This is a genomic window from Actinacidiphila sp. bgisy160 (assembly GCF_057707815.1).
In genome coordinates this window covers 94,857-113,267 of record NZ_JBYIQW010000018.1, presented here as the reverse complement: position 1 = coordinate 113,267, position 18,411 = coordinate 94,857, and the positions used below count along the sequence as shown (strand labels likewise).

The window sequence follows — 18,411 nt, the reverse complement described above, 5'->3', positions numbered from 1 at the left end:
ACCCTCCTCGGTCCCTGCGAGGACGTGTGCGTGCGCCGACGTGTGCCCTCCGGTCGCCCGGAAAGCACGAAAGGACCCGGGGGCGACGCTGCCCGGATCCTCTTGACCCAAGAGAATAGCCCACATGGAGTCCGTGAGTGAGTCCGCCGCCGTGCGGTCGTGTGTCCCGTCGATCGTTTCCGGTGGGTTGCGTGCCGTGCTGACGGCCGGGGACCGGGTGCCGATCGACGCCGCGTACCTGCCCGGAGCGACGCCCGGAGGCCCCGCGATCGTGGTCGCGCACGGCTTCACCGGCGCTCTGGAACGGCCCGCCGTGCGCCGTGCGGCGGAGATCTTCGCCCGGGCGGACGGCGTCGGCGGCGTGGTGACGTTCTCCTTCCGGGGACACGGCCGCTCCGGCGGGCGCTCCACGGTCGGCGACCGCGAGGTCCTGGACCTGGACGCCGCGGTGCGCTGGGCGCGGCGGCTCGGCCACCCCGCGGTGGCCTCGGTGGGCTTCTCCATGGGCGGTTCCGTGGTCCTGAGGCACGCGGGGCGCGAAACGGCGCACGAGGGGGCGCATGTTGACGCCGTGGCCTCCGTGAGCGCGCCCGCGCGCTGGTACTACCGCGGTACGGCACCGATGCGCCGGGTCCACTGGGCGATCACCCAGCCCGTGGGACGCCTGGTCTCCCGGGGGCTGCTCCACACGCGCATCCACGACAAGGACTGGGACCCCGTGCCGATGGCCCCGGTCGAGGCGGTGCGGTCCATCGCGCCCACACCGCTGCTCATCGTGCACGGCGACCGGGACGGATACTTCCCGCTCGACCACCCGCTCTCCCTCGCGGAGGCCGCGGGCGACGCCGCCGAACTGTGGATCGAGCCCGGATTCGGCCACGCCGAGAACGCCGCGTCGCCCGCCCTCCTGCACCGCATCGCCCAGTGGGCGGCCCAGCGGGCCCGCCCCGCCGGCACACCCGGCTGACCCCGCGGCCCCCCGGGCCGGGCCCGGCCGCCGCGCGGCGCGCGCGCTGCGTCATCATGGACCGCGGCAGGACCCGCACGGGCGAACGGAAGGACCGCTATGGCGGCACACGGAACCATCCGGTACTGGGCCGCGGCCAAGGCCGCCGCCGGCGCCGCGGAGGAGCCGTACCGGGAGGGCACCCTCGCCGAGGCGCTGGACGCGGCGCGCGAGCGCCACGCGTCGCGCCCCGAGTTCGCCCGCGTACTGGCGAACTGTTCGTTCCTGGTCGACGGGAACCCCGTCGGCACCCGGGACCACGCCGGGGTCCGGCTGGTGGACGGCGGCACCGTCGAGGTGCTCCCGCCGTTCGCGGGAGGATGAGCACGTGACCGACAACCACGACTGGTACGACCGCGGCGCGGGCCCGATGCCCGCCCACGACACCACCGCCGTCCTCCCGCCCGTCGGCGGCGCCCCGCAGCCGCCCCAAGGCGGCCGTGCCGCCCGGCGCCGTCAGGCCTCCCGCACCGGCTCGCCCATCATCGCCCCCGGCATGCAGCCCGCCCTCGTCACGGCCGCCCTGGCGCTGCTGCTGGCCGGCGGAGCACTGCTGGGCCGACCCGCGCTCGCCGCCGCGAGCGTGGTGCTGCAGGCGGTCACCGCGGCCGGCTGGTTCCGGCTGAACGGCATGTGGCCCGCCCGGCAGGGCATCGTGCTGGCCTTCCTGGCGGGCGTCACCGCCGAGGCCGCCGTGCTGGCCGACGGGGCGGACAACGCCCCGGCTGTGATCATCGGCACCCTCGGCGTCTGGCTGCTGCTCGTCCTCGTTCTGCAACTGCGCCATCACGGCAGCCCCGAGGAGCGGCTGTCCTCGCTGACCGCGACCGCCGCCTCGACGCTCATCACGATCCTGGCCACCGGGTTCCTGGCGACCACGGCCGACCCCCGGGGCAGCGACGCCGTCGTGACCGCGGTGATCGCGGTCGCCGTCGCGACGCTCGCCCGGGCGATCCCGCTGCCCGGCGTCGTCTCCGTCCTGGTCGCCCTCGCCGCCGCCACCGGCAGCGGGATCGCCCTCGGGCAACTGGGGACCTCCGACGCCGCGCTGGTCGCGCTGGCCGCCGGGGTCTGCGCGCTGATCGGCCTGCGGGTGGCCAGCTACGACTTCCCGTCCCGGTTCGTCCACTTCACGGCGGGTGCGGCGCTGCCGCTGACCGCCGCGGCGCCCGCGGTCTACGTCGCCGCCCGGGCACTGCTGGGCTGACACCCGTTAGGGTCGGTCCGAACACCGACTCGGGGGTTGACTGATGCGCGCTGTACGGATCCTGCTCGTCCTCGTCGTGGTCCTCGGCGGCCTGTTCGTCGCGGCGGACCGGATCGCCGTGCACTTCGCGGAGTCCGAGGCGGCGGGCCGGGCGCAGCAGACGCTGGGTCTGACCTCCCCGCCGGGGATCGACATCAAGGGCTTCCCGTTCCTCACGCAGGTGCTGGCCAAGAAGCTGGACGACGTCGAGGTGACGGCGGACGGCGTGCAGGCCACCGGCACCGGCGGCCAGACGCTGCGCGTCGCCCGCTTCCAGGCCGACCTGCAGGGGGTGAGCCTGGGCAGCGGCTTCAGCAGCGCGGTCGCCGACACGGCCGAGGGCAGCGCCCTGGTCAGCTACGAGGACCTCGCCAAGGCCGCCCCGAGCGGCGTGACCATCGCCTACGGGGGCACCTCGGCGAACGGCAAGGGCCAGGTCAAGGTGGGGGTCGAGGTCTCCACCCCGGTCGGCACGATCAAGCGCAGCGTGGTGAGCGAGGTCAGCCTGGCAGGCAAGGGCGGCATCAAGCTGACCGCGGGCAAGATACCGGGGCTGGAGTCGCTGCCCCCGGTCGTGGAGGACCTGATCCGCGAGCGCGTCGACTTCACCCGCGCGCTGTCGGGCCTGCCGGAGGGCATCGAGCTCACGTCGGTGACCGCGGACGCCGACGGCATCAGTATCGCGGCCACCGGCAAGAAGGTCGTTCTCGCTCAGTGAGACGGGGCGTCCGCTCCGCAGTCGATCCCGCTCCGGGCGACTGCGGGGCCGTCGGGCCGCGGCCCTCCGCCTGATGTTCATCTCGAAGTACGGACAATCTCTTCTCGGGATACGGACCGCCGGTGACATCGGCAGCTCCCCTTCCCTACGATCGAGCCCATGAAGCGACAGGCGGATCTCACGAAGCGGCGGGCAGTCGACCTGTGCCGTGTCGCCGCCATGCTCTGTCGCGTCTTCTAGGGGCCCCGCGCCGTCTCCCGGCGCCGCACGCCGCCCCGTCCTTCCCCGCGCAACAGCCGTGACGCGCCCGTGCAGCGCAGCCCGGCACCCGTGCGCACCCGTCCGTGCGCCGGAGACATCCGCAACTGCCCCGGAGGAGAAAAGCAATGAGCCGCAGTGACGTCCTGGTGGACGCCGACTGGGTCCAGGCCCGGATCGACGACCCGAAGGTGGTCATCGTCGAGGTCGACGAGGACACGTCGGCGTACGACAAGAACCACATCAAGAACGCCGTCCGGATCGACTGGAAGCAGGACCTCCAGGACCCGGTGCGCCGTGACTTCGTCGACCAGGCCGGCTTCGAGAAGCTCCTGTCGGAGAAGGGCATCGCCAACGACGACACCGTCGTCCTCTACGGCGGCAACAACAACTGGTTCGCCTCCTACGCGTACTGGTACTTCAAGCTCTACGGGCACCAGGACGTCAGGCTCCTCGACGGCGGCCGCAAGAAGTGGGAGCTGGACTCCCGCGACCTGGTCGACGGCTCCGAGGTCCCGGCCCGCCCGGCCACCGAGTACAAGGCCCAGGCCCAGGACGTCTCGATCCGCGCCTTCCGCGACGACGTGGTCGCCGCCATCGGCAGCCTGAACCTGGTCGACGTCCGCTCGCCCGACGAGTTCACCGGCAAGCTGCTGGCCCCGGCCCACCTGCCGCAGGAACAGTCGCAGCGTCCGGGCCACGTCCCGACCGCCCGCAACATCCCGTGGTCGAAGTCGGCCAACGACGACGGCACCTTCAAGTCGGACGACGAGCTGAAGGAGCTGTACGAGGGCGAGGGCGTGGACCTGGCCAAGGACACCATCGCCTACTGCCGCATCGGCGAGCGCTCCGCGCACACCTGGTTCGTCCTGCACGAGCTGCTCGGCCAGCCCAACGTCAAGAACTACGACGGTTCCTGGACCGAGTACGGCTCCCTCGTCGGCGTGCCGATCGAGCTCGGCGCCGCGAAGTAAGCCCACGAGACCCCGACCCGGAGGAACAGCACCATGTGTGGAGCGAAGGCCGGCGGCCCGGACCTGGCCGGCATCGACGTGGCGACCGAGACGATCATCCAGGGTTCCGTGACCCGCGACGGCGAGCCGGTGGCCGGCTACGTCCGGCTGCTGGACGGCGGTGGCGAGTTCACGGCCGAGGTCCCGACCTCGGCGACCGGCCAGTTCCGCTTCTTCGCGGCCCCGGGTTCGTGGACGCTGCGCGCCCTCGTGCCGGGCGCGACCGTGGACCGTGCCGTCGTGGCCCAGCAGGGCAACCTCACCGAGGTCGCCATCGCCGTCTGACCCGGCGATCACGTGGACGACGAAGGGCCGCAATCCCACCGGGCCACCGGGTGGGAGTGCGGCCCTTCGGGTCGTACGGTGGAAGGGTGTCCACGAGGCGTCGTCGTCGCTGGTATTACGCCATGATGGGCAGTTGTGTCCTGCTCTTCGTCCTGGCGTGGAGCCTCGTGCGCCTGTGGTCGGTGCCGGTCGCCGTCGGGATGTGCGTGGTGGCCATGGTCATCCCGCCGGTCGCCGCCGTCGTGGCCAACCGCCGCGGACCGGACGAGCACTGGTGGGACGAGACCGGCGACCCCACCTCCGACGAGTGGTGGCGCGAGCTGGACCGCCGCGACGACCATCGCGACCAGCGCTGACGCCCGACGCGTCCGCGCGTCGGCCCGCGCCGCGAGGCCCCGAGGCGCAAGGAGGAGCGCGGTAAGGACCCGCGGCACAAGGACCCGGGACGGTTCACGACGGATCAGTAGACGAGCGCCTGCGTGCCCTCGGCCATGGCCTCGCTGACGAACACCTGGGCCCCGGCGATCCGGACGCCGTCCAGCACGTCCTTCTCCGTGATGTCCCGGCGTGCCGCGCACTGCGTGCACAGCGTGATCCGCCCGCCCGCCATGATGCCCTCGATCAGCTCGGGCAGCGGCGCGGCGTGCGGCAGCTCGAACTCCGCGGCCCGTCCCGGCAGCGCGAACCACGACGACTCGCCGGTCAGCCAGAGCGACACCTCGACGCCGCTGGCGACCGCCACCGCCGCCACCGTGAACGCCTGGGAGCAGCGTTCGGGGGCGTCCGCACCCGCGGTTACCTTGATCACGAGCTTCTTCGCCATGGCTTATACCTTAGGGTGGCTCGTCTCACAGGAAAAATACTGGGAGCGTTTGCCGACGCTCGGCATAATGCGTTCGCCGCGGAGGCGCGATCAGCGCGCCGGCCGCGGAATTCTGCCCGGGGGGGCTTGTGGAAGCGCGCACCATTTCGCGTACCGGCGTGGTGATCGCCACGATCACCGGACTTGTTGTGCTCGCGACATTGACCGCGGGGGCCGTCGTGGCGTTCGGCTCCTCGTCCTCGCCGCCGTCCGTGTCCGCGCTCCCCGGCGGGTCCCCGCCGAGCAGCCCGGGTCCGGAGACGACCGGCCCGGCGACGCCGTCACCGACGGCGTCCCCGAGCCGCAGCGCGACCGCGGCACCCTCGCCCACCCGCACCCTCAAGGGCACCGTGGACGACGGCAGGCACCGCGGCGACCTGCGCTACTTCCTGCTCACCCCGCCGGCGGACGCGGAGGTCTACGGGGACGAGGAGGGCACGCAGCTGTCCCGCTCCGAGGTCGCGGACTCCGCCGAGGTGAAGCAGGCCCTGGCCACCTACGGCTTCAAGGCCGCGGCCCAGCGGACCTACCTCACCGGCGACGGCGAGTACGAGGTCTCCGCCCAGCTCGTGCGTTTCGCGAGCGCGGGCTCCGCCACCGCCTACTACAACGCCTTCTACTACCAGGGCACCCGGATCACGCTTCCCTCGTCGCGCAACCCGGCCAAGGCCTACCGGCTGTCCTCCTCCTCCGCCGAGAGCACCGGCTCGGTGATCGTCCTGTCCCATCAGGGCGACGTGCACATCACGCTCTCCGTCACCGGGGCGAAGACGCCCGGCAAGGACCTGCTCGGCCGGATCCTCGACCAGCAGTACCGGCGCCTGAAGACCGGCCGCTGAGCCTCACAGGCCACACCCTCACACCTCACACCGAACGTACGGACCGGCCCGCGCGCCGGCCGCACCCACCCACGAACACCCCAGTGGAGAACCCCTTGTCCCAGGACACCCCCGTCCCGGAACAGGACGCCCCTGTTCCGGACGGGCCTCCCGTCCGCCCGCCGCGCAAGCGCGGCCGGACCACCCTGCTGATCGCCTGCGCGGCGGTCCTCGGCGTCCTCGCGGGCGCCGGCGCCGGCTACAAGATCCAGTACGACCGCCCCGAGACCCCGCTCCCCCCGCTCGCCCAGTCCGAGCTCGTGCAGCCCAAGGGCGCGGCCCCCGCGGCGAAGCCGCTCACGGCCGCCGAGGACACCCTGGTCACGTACGACGGTGACCTGCGCAAGCTGCTGGTCAAGAAGCCGAAGGGCGCCAAGGACCTCGACGGCCGGACCGGCCAGGACCACTGGATGTCGCTGTACGAGTACGCGGACTCGTTCGAGGAACCGGACCACATGTTCGCCGAGCTGAACGAGAACGACTTCCGGAGGGCCGCCGTCTCCGCGTGGCGGACGGGCGGTTACGCCACGACCACCACCACCGAGATCCACCTGATCCAGTTCCGCGACGAGAGCGCCACCTACACCGACGACATGTTCGACGGGCAGCGCGGCTACATGGCTGGGAAGAAGTACGCGGGCAACTCGGGGTCGGCCATCCCCGGCGCCTTCGGCGGCAGGGCGTGGGTCTACTCCAAGCCCTGGACGAAGGCGGGCTACCTGCCGCTGTACTCGGCGCGCGCCCTGGCCCGGAAGGGCACGGTCATGATGGACATCTGGGTGAACTCGGAACGGCCGATCAAGAAGTCCACCATCATGTCCCTGGCCGAGCGGCAGTGGGAGCGGCTGTGAGCGACGAGAACACCCCTGTCCCCGGGGAGCCGCAGCCCGAGGGCGGCGCGGACGTCCCGACGGCTCGGCCCGAAGCCCAGATGGCACCGTTCGCGGGGCTCGAGCCCGCGGACGGGACGGCCGTGCCGGAGGCCGTCCCCACGCCCGCGCCCCGCCGCGGACGCCGCGGCCTCGCGCTCGGCATCGCCGCCGCGCTGGTCGCCGTCGTCGCGGGCGGCGGCATCGGCTACGCCGTGCTCCAGCACCAGAAGGACGACGGCAAGCAGGCGAGCCCGCAGACCTGGAAGGCTCCCGAGCCGAAGAAGACCGGCGAGTACGGCACCCAGTCCGGCGGAAGCCACTACGGCGCGCTCGGCAAGCTGCTGCTGCCCGTGCCCGATGCCTACATGCCGGGCCCGGACGTGGACGAGTTCGGCAACGACGCGGAGTTCACCGGCAAGAAGGCCGTGGCCGTGTTCGAGGGCGACCTCGCAGGGCTGCCGAAGAAGCAGCGTGACCGCCTGCACAAGGCCGTCGCGGGGCTGCACATCCAGGGCGTCGGCCTGCGGACGTACCGCGACGTGATGGGCGAGGCCGTCTTCGAGACGCAGATCGTCCAGATGAGGAACAAGCGCGCGGCGCGCGCCGGAACCGAGTTCTTCACCGAGTTCACCAAGGCGCTCGGGGTCTTCAGGAACGGGCCGAGGATCGAGGGCCACGACAAGGCGCGCTGCGTCCTGCCGCCCAAGAAGCCCGGGGCGAAGCTCGACACCATGATCTGCGAGGCGACCGAGGGCGACCTGACCATCCGCATGTCCGTCTCGGGATCCTCGCCGCTGGACAAGGACGACGCCGCGGATCTGTTCAAGCAGCAGCTCGACCGCGTACAGGACCCGGGAGAGGCCGCATGACCGAGCAGACCCAGAGCGACGACGTGAAGATCCCGGCGCAGTCCGCCGCCCCGGCGGCGGAGGCCCTTCCGGACGCCGGTCCCGTGACCGCGCCCTCCGGGGAGGACGTGGCGGAGCCCGCGCCCGCGAAGGGCGGGACGGAAGCCCCGGTGGAGCCCGCGCCCGCCGAGTCCGCGCCCGCCGAGTCCGCCGTTGGCGAGTCCGCGCCTGAGGAGGCCGTCTCCGACGGGGAGGCGACGGAAGCCGTGGTGGAGTCCGTGCTCGCCGGGGCCGCTTCCGCGGGGGCCGTCGCGGATGCCGCGCCGGAGGCCGTTCCCGCCGAGTCCGTTCTCGCCGAGGCCGCCTCGCCCCGGCCGCGGAAGCGGCTGCGGGACCGCAGGGGGCTGCGGGCCGCCCTGCGGTGGACGGCCGCAGTCGTGGTCTTCGCGGCCCTCGGCGGCGCCGCGGCGTACGCCGTCACCCAGCCCGAGCGGACCGAGATCCCGGGCCTGGAGACTCCGGACGACGGCCGCTGGGCGTACCCCGCCCTGAAGCTGCCCAAGCTGCCCGCGGGGGCGCCCCGCGCGCTGGACACGGAACGGAACCGGCCCCGCCGTCACTACGCGGACGTCCGCACCCTGCTGCTTCCCGTCCCCGCCGGGGCCAAGGTCGACAAGGGCTTCCCGGGCGCCACCGGGTGGCTGCCGACCGGCGACTTCCTCGAGCTCTACCCCAAGGGAGACCGCAAGGAGCTGGGCGCGACCCTGGAGCAGAACACCCTTCGGCACATCGCCGCCCGCGCCTGGACCATGGCCGACGGCACCCGCGCGGAGGTCTACCTGCTGCAGTTCGCGACCCTGGGCCACTCGAGCGACGTCAAGGACAAGTTCGTCGTCGACGGCACCCCCGCGAAGGCCGAGTCGGCCGACTACGACACGGAGTGGGAGTCGACCTGGCTCGACGATCCCGAGCTGCACGTCTCCCTCTTCGACGAGGACAAACCGCGTGGCGCCGAGCACGTCCGATTCGGCTACGTCCAGGCCGGCGACGTCCTGGCGCTGGTCGTGCTCTCCAAGGCCGGCACCCAGCCGGCCGTCCCGTTCCACCAGACCGTGCTGCTCCAGGCGCAGCTGCTCGGCTGACCCGGGCCGTTCCCGGGTGGCCGGGCGCGGGCGCGGCGCGTGGGGAGACCTCACGCGGCCGCGCCCGTACCCGCCCACTAGACTCGTACCTGGCCCACCGGGCCGCCGACCGTCCGCGCCTGCCCGAGGAGCACGCTCGTGAGCGCCCTTGAGTTCTTCTTCGACACCCTGCTCGTCCTGGTCTGCCTTGGCGTCATCGCGTTCTCCGCTCTGGCCGTGAAGAAGCTCTACCAGGGACAGCGCTGAACATGATCGAGATCCCCTCCGACCTGCATCCCGACCTCGTCCCCCTCGCCTTCCTCCTGGGCACCTGGGAGGGCGCGGGCGTCTTCGACTTCCCCGGTGCCGAGAAGTGCAACTTCGGGCAGGAAGTGATCTTCAGCCACGACGGGCGGTCGTTCCTGGAGTACACCTCCAAGACCTGGGTGCTGGACGCCGAGGGCAAGCCGGTCCGGCCGCTGGAGAGCGAGTCCGGCTTCTGGCGGATCGGCAAGGACCGCAAGGTCGAGATCACCATGACCCGCGACGACGGCGTGATCGAGATCTGGTACGGCGAGCTCGCCGAGGGCAAGCCGCAGATCGACCTGGTCACCGACGCCGTGGCCCGGCTCGGCGACGCGCCCCCGTACAGCGGCGGCAAGCGGCTGTACGGCTACGTCAAGAGCGACCTGATGTGGGTCGGCGAGAAGACCACCCCCGAGGTCCCGCTCCGCCCGTACATGTCGGCGCACCTGAAGAAGGTCGTCAACCCCAGCGAGTGGGCGAAGGACCTCAAGGACCTCCCGGACGACGGCATCGCCTTCTTCCGCTGAGCCGCCCCGCGGGCTCCGTCGGCCCCGCACGGCTCCCGAGGGGATCACGACTGCGTGGTCCCCCTTTCCCCTGCCTAGACTGTTCTCGTGGTCACCACGGACTGGAAGAGCGACCTGAGGCAGCGCGGCTACCGATTGACGCCGCAGCGGCAGCTTGTCCTGGAGGCTGTTGACACGCTGGAGCACGCGACCCCGGACGACATCCTGTCCGAGGTGCGCAGGACCGCCTCCGGCGTCAACATCTCCACGGTCTACCGCACCCTGGAGCTCCTGGAGGAGCTGGGCCTGGTCAGCCACGCCCACCTCGGGCACGGCGCCCCCACCTACCACCTCGCCGACCGGCACCACCACATGCACCTGGTGTGCCGGGACTGCGAGTCGGTCATCGAGGCCGACGTGTCCGTCGCCGAACCGCTGACCGCGCGGCTGCGCGAGACGTACGGCTTCGAGACCGACATGAAGCACTTCGCGATCTTCGGCCGGTGCGCGGACTGCGCGGGGAAGTCCCGAACGCCTGAGGGTTCAAGTAACCGGACGTAGGCTGGTGGGCATGCAGCGACAAACAACGACCAGTCCTCTCCTGTCGCTCCCCGGTGCCGTTCCCGCGGAAGGCCCCGACGAGGGAGTCGCCGCGCACTACGGAGACCTCTTCCGCGAGCAACGCGCCCTGGCGTCCGGCGACGGTTTCGTCGACCTCTCCCACCGGGGCGTCGTTGCCGTCACCGGGCAGGACCGGCTCGCCTGGCTCCACCTGCTGCTCACCCAGCACGTCAGCGACCTCCCGCCCGGCCGGGCCACCGAGGCGCTGATCCTCTCCGCCCACGGCCACATCGAGCACGCCCTCTACCTCGTCGACGACGGCACGACCACCTGGATGCACGTGGAACCCGGCACCCAGGGCGAGCTCATCGCGTACCTGGAGAGCATGAAGTTCTTCTACCAGGTCGACGTCTCGGACCGGACCGGCGAGTACGCCGTCGTCCACCTGCCGGCGGGCAGCATCGCCGCCGTCCCCGAGGACTGGCCGGTGCGCGAGGTCCCGTACGGCCGCGACGTGTTCGTGCCGCGCGGCGAACTCGAGGACGTCGCCCGGCGGATCGGCACCCCCGTCGGTGTGCTGGCGCTGGAGGCGCTGCGGATCGAGGCGCACCGCCCGCGGCTCGGCCTGGAGACCGACCACCGCACCATCCCGCACGAGCTGGGCTGGCTGGACACCGCCGTCCATCTCGACAAGGGCTGCTACCGCGGCCAGGAGACCGTCGCCCGGGTGCACAACCTCGGCCGGCCGCCGCGCCGCCTGGTCTTCCTCCACCTCGACGGCAGCGAGGTCAGACTGCCCGGCCACGGCGCCGCCGTACGCCTCGCCGCGGACGGGCCGGACGGCCGCCCGGTCGGCACCGTCACCTCCTCCGCCCGGCACTGGGAGCTGGGCCCGATCGCCCTCGCCGTGATCAAGCGCAACACCCCGGTGGACGCGCCGCTGCTCGCGGACGGGACGGCGGCGAGCCAGGAGACGGTCGTCGAGCCCTGAGGGGCGCGCCTCACATTTCCAGGACGACCGTGAACGGGCCGTCGTTCGTGAGCGAGACCTTCATCTCCGCTCCGAAGCGGCCCGTCTCCACGTGCGCGCCCAGCGCCCGCAGTTGTGCCACCACCTCGTCCACCAGCGGCTCGGCGACCGGGCCGGGCGCCGCCGCGTTCCAGGTGGGCCGGCGCCCCTTGCGGGCGTCACCGTAGAGGGTGAACTGGGAGATCACGAGCAGCGGCGCGGCGATGTCCGAGCAGGACTTCTCGCCGGGCAGGATGCGCAACCCCCACAGCTTCCGTGCCAGCTGAGCCGCCTTCTCCTTCGTGTCGTCGTGCGTCACCCCCACCAGCACGCACAGTCCGGGACCGGCGATGTCCCCGACCGTCTCGCCGTCCACCACGACACTCGCTTCGCTCACCCGCTGGGCCACCGCACGCATGCCGCCATTGTCCCGGGCCGGCGGGGGCGCGCGGCACCCGGGCCGTACGCCCGCTTGGACTCACGCACAACTGTCCGGAGCCGCCGTTCGGGTGCAGGTGCCTGCGCGACGCAGTTACTCGGTGGCACGATCGAGATCTGCCCGACGTGGGGGACGAGGGGACGGACAGCGATGAAGCACAGCATCACGACCGGCACGGCGGAAGGCGATCGCATGCTCAAGGCACCGGGCCCGCGCTCCCCCCTCACCGCCGGCACCTCCCAGCCCGACTTCGCCGGTCTCACCCTCGAAGGACTGCGCACCGCGCGCCGTGAGGCCCAGCTGGAGGAGGCCGACCTCTCCTACCTGCGGCGGCTCCTCCAGGGCCGGATCGACATCCTCCGCGCCGAACTCGCCCGGCGCACCGCCCCGGACGCGCCCGTGCTCGACCGGCTCTCCGAGATCCTCACCGACACCCCGTCCCGGCACCGCTCCTCCGCCCGACACGTCACGCTGGGCACCCCGCACAGCGAGCGCTACCGGCAGCTCGCCGAGGAGATGCTCGCCGAGGTCCAGCTCTCCGACCTCGAGGCCCGCACCGACCAGGAACTCCACGACGCCATGGGCCGGCTGGTCCGTCACGAGCAGCAGGTCTCGCGCTGCAGGCAGTCCCTGCAGCGGACGGTCGACGGCTGCAGCACCGAGATCGCCCGCCGCTACCGCGAGGGCGAGGCCCGGGTCGACGACCTGCTGGCGGGGGACTGACGGCGGCCGACGGCGGCGCCGCGAAAACGGGATGCGGCGGTGGCCGGGCGCCGCATAGCGTGCGGGACATGAGCCTTGAGGTCCGTACGATCGGCGATCCCGACTTCCCCGGCTGGCTGCGAGCGGTCAACACCGGCTTCCACCGGCCGCCGTCGGTGACCGAGGAGGAGATCGCCCTCCGGCGCTCCCAGACGGACCTCGACCGCACCCAGGGCGCGTTCGACGAGGGCCGCTGCGTGGCCACGTTCCGGAGCATGCCCCGCGAACTCACCCTGCCCGGCGGCGCGGTGCTGCCCGCCTCGGCGATCACCAACGTCTCCGTCACCGCCACACACCGCCGCCGCGGCCTCGCCTCCCGCATGATGGCCGCGGAACTCGACGCCTGCGTGCGACGCGGCGAGCCGGTCGCGATCCTCGTCGCCGCGGAGTACCGGATCTACGGCCGCTTCGGCTTCGGCCCCGCGGCCGGGGTCACCGAGTGGGAGGTCGACACCGCCCGCGCCGGCCGCCCCCAGGGAGCGCCGTCCGACAGCGGCCGCATCGACCTGGCGGACCCGTCCGAGGTCCTCAAGCTCGGCCCCCAGCTCCACGACCGGGTGCGGCTGCGCGCGCCCGGCGCGATCAACCGCACCGAGCGCAACTGGGAGTACGCCACCGGGACGGTGGTCAACCCCTCCTTCCCCTGGAAGGAGCCGATCTTCGTCCTCTACCGCGACGCCTCCGGACGCGTGGACGGCCTGGCCGCGTACTCGGCCGAGGACACCTGGCACGGGATGTTCCCGAAGGTCCCGCTCACGGTGCGGGAGTTGATCGCCGCCACCCCCGAGGCCGAGCGCGCCCTGTGGCGGTATCTGCTGTCCATCGACTGGGTCGCCACGGTGCGCACCGGCTTCCGCGCCCAGGACGACGTCCTGCCGCTGCTGCTCGACGACCCGCGCGCCGCCCACGTCCACTCCACCAGCGACTTCCTGTGGCTGCGCCTGCTCGACGTGCCGCGTGCCCTGTCCGCCCGCACCTACGCGGCCGCGGGCTCCGTCGTCCTCGACGTCGCCGACCCCGACGGCCATGCCGCCGGCCGCTTCCGCCTCGAAGCCGCCGCCGACGGCACCGCCACCGCCGAGGCGGCCCCCTCCGCCGCCCCGGACGTCTCCCTCACCGCCGCCGCCCTCGCCTCCCTTTACCTCGGCGACGAGTCCGCGGCGCGCCTGACCGTCACGGGCGGCGTCACGGAGTCCCGCCCGGGCGGCGCGGCCCGCCTCGACGCGCTGTTCCGCACCGCGCGCAAGCCGTGGCCGATCGACACGTTCTAGTGGTGTCCGAAGGACACCAGCACCAGGAGGACGAGTACCCCGCCGACGCACATCGCATAGCTGGAACGCGCCTTGAGCCCGGCACCCACCAGCAGTACGCCCAGCCCCATCAACGGCCCGTACTGCCACGCCAGGTACTGCTCCAGCAACGCCGCCGTCACATGGCTCCACAGCATGACCCACCCCCTTCCAAGGTGGCCGACCCAAAGGCGCGGGCCCGCTGCCGTCCTGGCCCTACTGGGCCAGGAGCAGCGCGATCACCGCGAGTCCGACGCACGTGAACGTCGTATTCCGGGCCTTGTGGCCCACCGTGAACAGTCCGACGGCGAAGGCGCCTGCCGCGCCGTACCGCCACTGGACGAGCTGCTCGAACGCGAAGGCGCACAGAGCGAGAGCGGGCATAGCGATTCACTCCTTCGAGGCGCGTTGGATCGATCCCTCCGCGCGTAGAGCGCGGAGGGGGCAGATTTGACCCGTGGGTCGGCATGAGACAGCAGTGGAAGCTTGATGCTGATGCGTGCGATGCGACATGGCGCCGCACTGTCACCCGCGGCCATCCCCGGCGCGTCATCGGGACGGAGAGGCAGCGGTCCCCGATGGCGTCAACTGGTCCAACTTGACTGTCGGCCGACCAGTTGACTGCATTCCTCTACGGTCATGTTGCCGCTGACTGCAGATCCCTAAACTCTATGCAGTCAACTCCACTTGCCTGGCGTGAAGCTGTAGTGTGGGTCACGTGAGCAACGACCGCACCGCCGGTGGGGCCAGGCGTGAGTACGAGCGCGTGGCCGATGTGTTGCGTCATGAGATCGAGGGCGGCGCGATCGGGGTGGGCGAGCAACTCCCCACGCATGCTGAGCTGGTGGACCGCTTCGACGTCTCCCGGGCCACCGTCCAAAAGGCGATCAAGGCCCTTGAGGGCAAGGGCTACGTGGAGTCGGCCCAGGGCAAGGGAGTCTTCGCCCGCGACTGGCGGCAGTCCGGCAACGCCCACGCCAACGGGACCGCCGTGGTGGCCGTGGACGCCGGCAGCGTCGAGCTGGACGACGCCATCGCCGAGGCGTTCGAGGCGGAGCACATCACGATCGACGCGTACTGCCTGACGGCGGAGTCGCTCCACGGAGCCTTCCTGCCGCAGGCGCGCCGCGTGCTCAGGGGCGAGCTCCAGCCCTCGTCGATCCAGGTTCGGCTCCTGCTGGCCCGTCCCGGTGCGCACTTGGCGATCCCGCGGATCGTGGGCAAGCCGGAGGACACCCGGCCGCTCGACCGGCTGTCCGAGCTGATCAAGCGCTACGCGTTCACCCTGCGCAACCTGCTGGAAGACCTGGTCAGACGGGGTGTCGACGTGACTGTCGAGGTGCGGACCCTCCCCATCACGCCGGTGGCCAAGTACTACCTGATCAATCGGCATCGGGGGCTGATGGGCTTCTACAAGGTCGAGGCGCACCCCGTCCATTTCCCGGATGGCAAGGACGTCCAGATCTACGACGTCCTGGGTCTGGGGGCGCGGCTGTACCTTCAGGGGCCCGAGCAACGGGCGGAGTGTCAGCAGTGGTTCGACTCCTTGTGGAACACAATCGCCGAATCGGTGTGACACTCACTGAATGGCTTCGATCGACCCTGAGTGGCTCCTGAGCCGAGTACGAGGCGTCAACGTCGTCCTCTTCGACTTCGATGGGCCGCTTTGTGACCTTTTTGCGGTGTACACCGCCGATGCGGTGGCCGAGCGCATGAAGAAGTATCTGCGCTGCAAGCGACGGCTCTTGACGGATTTCGCCTCGTACACAGATACGCACCAACTGCTGTATGACGTCGCGGAGCGGGACGATATACCCGGCCGCATAGGCCGCGGCCTCGACAGGGTGCTCGTGCGGGCCGAGCGGCGGGCCGCAAAGGTGGCGCGCCCTACGGAAGGTGCGGCGGAACTCGTGGAGCTCCTGGCCCGCGCGCGGCTGCCGATCGCGATCACGACGAATAATTCTGCGGCAGCGGTGCGTATCTACCTGAAGAAACATGGGCTGGCTCGCCCGTTTGGTGAAAGAATCTTTGGTCGAGAGGCTCCCCAGCTCATGAAGCCCGACCCCCATTGCCTTCTCAAGGCCATGCGGCAGATCGGATCGGGCGGTGACCCGGGCAATTGCCTCATGATTGGTGATTCCGTGCGTGATCTGAAGGCCGCCAGTAGTGCGGGGGTCAGATTTCTGGCATATGCCGCCCATGATGAGCGCGATCCGGAGCGCGGTGAACGGCTACTGGAGGCCGGCGCGGATTTCCTGGTCAGCGACATGCGCGAGGTGACGGAAGCTTTCACCCGGGCCGATCTCGGCTGTTGGGGCGCTCCTGTGAGGGAGTGATGCGCAGAAACTCGATTGACACAACTGTTTCGATTCGCGTCACGCGGGAAGCCGGTATAGGCTCTGCGCTCATCAACGCCGTATCAAGTGGTTATTCCCTGCTGGGTCGATCTCAAACGGTCGGTGCAACTTATGACCATGGCTGCGCCTGCGAATGCCAGGGGTGCCGGTGCGGCGCCCTCGCGCCACATCGTGCGCAGTCGACTGCACGTGCCTCTTGTGCGCTGGCACTACAACCGTCGGAAGCGTGACGGGGAGTCCCTGATCCTGACGGGCCATCACAATTCCAATGAAGTGGTGACGCTGGACAAGCGACTCGCCCGGCTGGCCCGCGTGACGTTGGACGAGGCCGCACGGGTCAAGCTGCGGGTGCCGCTCACGACGCCCAAGGTCGTCATGCGCACATGGCCGGACGAGGCCGAGGTCCTTGCCACGCTGAACGAGGCCGTCGCAGGCCAGCGGCTCAAGCCGAACTTCGGTATTCCCCAGTGTCTGGTCACGTTCGGGCGGGCCTCCCTGCACCGATTCGTGGACGGCAAGCCCCTGTCCCAAGAGGCTCCCTCCGGCACCCCCATCCGCGAGAAGCGCCTGCGGGACATCGCGGAGGTCTTCGCCTACGCGGCGACGGTCACCCGCGAGCAGTTGCCGAAGCTGCCGGCGCGATGGCCGGGCGACAAGGACAGTGACGGGTTCCTGGACCTTCTCGTGCAGTACGCCGAGCGAGTGCACCACGAGCACCGTCCCGTGTACGGCAGCCTCTTCGACGCCCTCGGAGTGCCGGTGGACGCGCTGGAGCGTTTCCGGCGAGGGGTGCGGCAGCGGGTCGGAGTGCTCTACCCGAGGCCCTACTCCTTGCTGCACACCGATCTCCACCGCGACAACATCGTGCTGCTCAAGGACGGGAGCCTGTTCATCCTCGACTGGGAGCTGGCCACGTTCGGCGATCCACTCCATGACCTCGCGACTCATCTGGTCCGGATGGAGTACACCGAACGCGAGCGCGAGCGGATGAAACGGCAGTGGGAGAGGACTCTCAACCTGCGCGGCCATTCCGCGATGACCGCCGGGATGGCGACGGACCTGCAGGCCTACATGGACTTCGAGTACGCCCAGTCCGTCTACGCTGATGTCGTACGGGCCGCCCTGAGGCTCGGGGACGTTCCAGGGAGTCCGGAGCTCGAGCCCTCCGTCAGCCTGGTCGTGAGGGCACTGCAGCGGGCCCAGGTGCCCCTCGGGCTCGCCTCCGTCCCGGGGGAGTCGGAGGTGGAAGCCGCGCTGAACGACTGGCATTCCTGGCGTTATCCCCAACAGCGCTGGAGGTGGGGCTTCGTGGAGAGGCAGGCCCCCAGCCAGGCCCATGCCTTCTAGCGCGATGACCCAGGAGACCGTCGGCGACATGTCGGCCCTGCTGGAACGTGTGAGCTGCGTGCTGTTCGACTTCGACGGCCCCCTTGCGGACCTCTTCGCCCGCTACCCGGCAGCCGGCGTTGCCGAGACCCTGCGGGTCCGAGCGATGAAACTGGGCGTTCGTTCAGAGGAGCTGAGTGGCGTCAGCGATCCGCTGCGCGTCCTGCGGATTGTGGCGACATGTGATGCCTCCCGTCACGTCACATCGGAGCTGGAGAAGTGCTTGGCCCAGGAGGAGGTGTGTGCCGCGGAGACGGCTCTGCCGACACCGCACGCCGCCCGGCTGGTGAGTACCCTCGCCAAGAGCGGCCGGAAGGTCGCCATCACCACCAACAACTCGGCTGAGGCGGCAAGCGCCTACCTGGACCGAATCGGACTGTTGCGCTACTTCGGCAGACATGTCTACGGGCGGGCGGACGACCCGGGCCTTTTGAAGCCGGATCCCCACTGCTTGATGCGTGCCATGGCTTGCACGGGGGCAGTGCCGGAGAACTGCCTGATGATCGGTGATTCCCCCAGCGACCTCCGAGCCGCCGAACTCGCGGGTGTGCGGTTTCTCGGCTTCGCTCGTGACGAGCCCAAGTCGCATCGGTTGTACGAGGCGGGAGCGAAGCACGTCGTGACGTCATTGGGGCGTCTGTCAGCAGCCGCGGTGCCGGTGTAGGCGAGAGTTCAACTGCGCAGCCAAA

The 18,411-nt window shown here is 71.0% G+C and carries 25 protein-coding genes; 21 read left to right on the top strand and 4 right to left on the bottom strand.

Going from position 1 to position 18,411, the window contains the following annotated elements; all coding sequences use genetic code 11:
- Window positions 1–124 precede the first annotated feature (124 nt).
- From AC3EUJ_RS17280 to AC3EUJ_RS17245, 8 genes are all read left to right on the top strand, one after another.
- Window positions 125–967, top strand: coding sequence for an alpha/beta hydrolase (locus AC3EUJ_RS17280; protein ID WP_431962160.1), 843 nt, complete (start codon window positions 125–127; stop codon window positions 965–967).
- A gap of 99 nt (window positions 968–1,066) precedes the next feature.
- Window positions 1,067–1,330 carry a MoaD/ThiS family protein gene (locus AC3EUJ_RS17275; protein WP_431962158.1) on the top strand — a complete coding sequence of 88 codons (264 nt, stop codon included), beginning with the start codon at window positions 1,067–1,069 and terminating at the stop codon, window positions 1,328–1,330.
- A gap of 4 nt (window positions 1,331–1,334) precedes the next feature.
- On the top strand, window positions 1,335–2,213 hold the full coding sequence (locus AC3EUJ_RS17270; protein ID WP_431962156.1) for a hypothetical protein: 879 nt from the start codon (window positions 1,335–1,337) through the stop codon (window positions 2,211–2,213).
- A gap of 43 nt (window positions 2,214–2,256) precedes the next feature.
- Window positions 2,257–2,970, top strand: coding sequence for an LmeA family phospholipid-binding protein (locus AC3EUJ_RS17265; protein ID WP_431962154.1), 714 nt, complete (start codon window positions 2,257–2,259; stop codon window positions 2,968–2,970).
- A 159-nt stretch (window positions 2,971–3,129) separates the two neighbouring features.
- Complete coding sequence (locus AC3EUJ_RS17260) at window positions 3,130–3,210, top strand: putative leader peptide (protein ID WP_355094795.1); 81 nt, start codon at window positions 3,130–3,132, stop codon at window positions 3,208–3,210.
- Between the two features lie 146 nt (window positions 3,211–3,356).
- Window positions 3,357–4,202, top strand: a complete 846-nt coding sequence (locus tag AC3EUJ_RS17255) for a sulfurtransferase (RefSeq protein ID WP_431962152.1) — start codon at window positions 3,357–3,359, stop codon at window positions 4,200–4,202.
- A gap of 33 nt (window positions 4,203–4,235) precedes the next feature.
- Complete coding sequence (locus AC3EUJ_RS17250) at window positions 4,236–4,526, top strand: DUF1416 domain-containing protein (protein ID WP_431962150.1); 291 nt, start codon at window positions 4,236–4,238, stop codon at window positions 4,524–4,526.
- Window positions 4,527–4,612: 86 nt separating this feature from the next.
- Complete coding sequence (locus tag AC3EUJ_RS17245; RefSeq protein WP_431962148.1) at window positions 4,613–4,882, top strand: DUF3099 domain-containing protein; 270 nt, start codon at window positions 4,613–4,615, stop codon at window positions 4,880–4,882.
- A 104-nt stretch (window positions 4,883–4,986) separates the two neighbouring features.
- Here AC3EUJ_RS17245 and AC3EUJ_RS17240 read toward each other — a convergent pair whose 3' ends face one another.
- Window positions 4,987–5,349, bottom strand: coding sequence for a DsrE family protein (locus AC3EUJ_RS17240; RefSeq protein WP_431962146.1), 363 nt, complete (start codon window positions 5,347–5,349; stop codon window positions 4,987–4,989).
- Window positions 5,350–5,507: 158 nt separating this feature from the next.
- Between AC3EUJ_RS17240 and AC3EUJ_RS17235 the strand changes: the two genes are divergently transcribed.
- The 7 genes from AC3EUJ_RS17235 (at window position 5,508) to ygfZ (ending at window position 11,471) form a co-directional block, all read left to right on the top strand.
- Window positions 5,508–6,227 (top strand): hypothetical protein, encoded by a 720-nt coding sequence (locus AC3EUJ_RS17235; RefSeq protein ID WP_431962144.1) that lies wholly within the window; start codon window positions 5,508–5,510, stop codon window positions 6,225–6,227.
- Between the two features lie 95 nt (window positions 6,228–6,322).
- On the top strand, window positions 6,323–7,117 hold the full coding sequence (locus tag AC3EUJ_RS17230) for a flagellar basal body-associated FliL family protein (protein ID WP_431962142.1): 795 nt from the start codon (window positions 6,323–6,325) through the stop codon (window positions 7,115–7,117).
- Window positions 7,114–8,007 carry a hypothetical protein gene (locus tag AC3EUJ_RS17225; protein ID WP_431962140.1) on the top strand — a complete coding sequence of 298 codons (894 nt, stop codon included), beginning with the start codon at window positions 7,114–7,116 and terminating at the stop codon, window positions 8,005–8,007. Before AC3EUJ_RS17230 ends, AC3EUJ_RS17225 begins: the two co-directional genes overlap by 4 nt.
- Window positions 8,004–9,128 carry a hypothetical protein gene (locus tag AC3EUJ_RS17220; RefSeq protein WP_431962138.1) on the top strand — a complete coding sequence of 375 codons (1,125 nt, stop codon included), beginning with the start codon at window positions 8,004–8,006 and terminating at the stop codon, window positions 9,126–9,128. The genes AC3EUJ_RS17225 and AC3EUJ_RS17220 overlap by 4 nt, the downstream gene beginning before the upstream one ends.
- Before the next feature lie 248 nt (window positions 9,129–9,376).
- Window positions 9,377–9,940 carry a heme-binding beta-barrel domain-containing protein gene (locus tag AC3EUJ_RS17215; protein WP_431962136.1) on the top strand — a complete coding sequence of 188 codons (564 nt, stop codon included), beginning with the start codon at window positions 9,377–9,379 and terminating at the stop codon, window positions 9,938–9,940.
- An 87-nt stretch (window positions 9,941–10,027) separates the two neighbouring features.
- Window positions 10,028–10,480, top strand: a complete 453-nt coding sequence (locus tag AC3EUJ_RS17210) for a Fur family transcriptional regulator (protein ID WP_431962134.1) — start codon at window positions 10,028–10,030, stop codon at window positions 10,478–10,480.
- Between the two features lie 10 nt (window positions 10,481–10,490).
- Window positions 10,491–11,471, top strand: a complete 981-nt coding sequence (gene ygfZ / locus AC3EUJ_RS17205; RefSeq protein ID WP_431962132.1) for a CAF17-like 4Fe-4S cluster assembly/insertion protein YgfZ — start codon at window positions 10,491–10,493, stop codon at window positions 11,469–11,471.
- A gap of 10 nt (window positions 11,472–11,481) precedes the next feature.
- Here ygfZ and dtd read toward each other — a convergent pair whose 3' ends face one another.
- The gene (gene dtd / locus AC3EUJ_RS17200) at window positions 11,482–11,907 is read right to left on the bottom strand and encodes a D-aminoacyl-tRNA deacylase (protein ID WP_431962130.1); all 426 of its coding nucleotides are present in this window, start codon (window positions 11,905–11,907) and stop codon (window positions 11,482–11,484) included.
- Between the two features lie 171 nt (window positions 11,908–12,078).
- Here dtd and AC3EUJ_RS17195 point away from each other — a divergent pair, with 171 nt between their 5' ends.
- Window positions 12,079–12,651 carry an RsiG family protein gene (locus AC3EUJ_RS17195; RefSeq protein ID WP_431962128.1) on the top strand — a complete coding sequence of 191 codons (573 nt, stop codon included), beginning with the start codon at window positions 12,079–12,081 and terminating at the stop codon, window positions 12,649–12,651.
- A 68-nt stretch (window positions 12,652–12,719) separates the two neighbouring features.
- The gene (locus AC3EUJ_RS17190) at window positions 12,720–13,961 is read left to right on the top strand and encodes a GNAT family N-acetyltransferase (RefSeq protein WP_431962126.1); all 1,242 of its coding nucleotides are present in this window, start codon (window positions 12,720–12,722) and stop codon (window positions 13,959–13,961) included.
- On the opposite strand, the gene AC3EUJ_RS17185 is transcribed toward AC3EUJ_RS17190, so the two are convergent.
- Both AC3EUJ_RS17185 and AC3EUJ_RS17180 read right to left on the bottom strand, forming a co-directional pair.
- A complete protein-coding gene (locus AC3EUJ_RS17185) occupies window positions 13,958–14,137 on the bottom strand; it encodes a hypothetical protein (protein ID WP_431962124.1) in 180 nt (59 codons plus the stop codon). The genes AC3EUJ_RS17190 and AC3EUJ_RS17185 overlap by 4 nt on opposite strands.
- Window positions 14,138–14,195: 58 nt before the next feature.
- Entirely contained in the window at window positions 14,196–14,363 is a 168-nt protein-coding gene (locus AC3EUJ_RS17180; protein ID WP_179280085.1) for a hypothetical protein, read from the bottom strand.
- 334 nt (window positions 14,364–14,697) lie between these two features.
- Here AC3EUJ_RS17180 and AC3EUJ_RS17175 point away from each other — a divergent pair, with 334 nt between their 5' ends.
- The 4 genes from AC3EUJ_RS17175 to AC3EUJ_RS17160 all read left to right on the top strand — a co-directional run bounded on the left by AC3EUJ_RS17175 (window position 14,698) and on the right by AC3EUJ_RS17160 (window position 18,386).
- Window positions 14,698–15,555 (top strand): GntR family transcriptional regulator, encoded by an 858-nt coding sequence (locus tag AC3EUJ_RS17175; protein WP_431962122.1) that lies wholly within the window; start codon window positions 14,698–14,700, stop codon window positions 15,553–15,555.
- A 10-nt stretch (window positions 15,556–15,565) separates the two neighbouring features.
- Window positions 15,566–16,315 carry an HAD family hydrolase gene (locus AC3EUJ_RS17170; protein ID WP_431962120.1) on the top strand — a complete coding sequence of 250 codons (750 nt, stop codon included), beginning with the start codon at window positions 15,566–15,568 and terminating at the stop codon, window positions 16,313–16,315.
- Window positions 16,316–16,612: 297 nt separating this feature from the next.
- Window positions 16,613–17,683 carry a phosphotransferase gene (locus tag AC3EUJ_RS17165; protein WP_431962118.1) on the top strand — a complete coding sequence of 357 codons (1,071 nt, stop codon included), beginning with the start codon at window positions 16,613–16,615 and terminating at the stop codon, window positions 17,681–17,683.
- A gap of 4 nt (window positions 17,684–17,687) precedes the next feature.
- Entirely contained in the window at window positions 17,688–18,386 is a 699-nt protein-coding gene (locus AC3EUJ_RS17160; protein WP_431962116.1) for an HAD family hydrolase, read from the top strand.
- The last annotated feature ends 25 nt before the right edge of the window (window positions 18,387–18,411 follow it).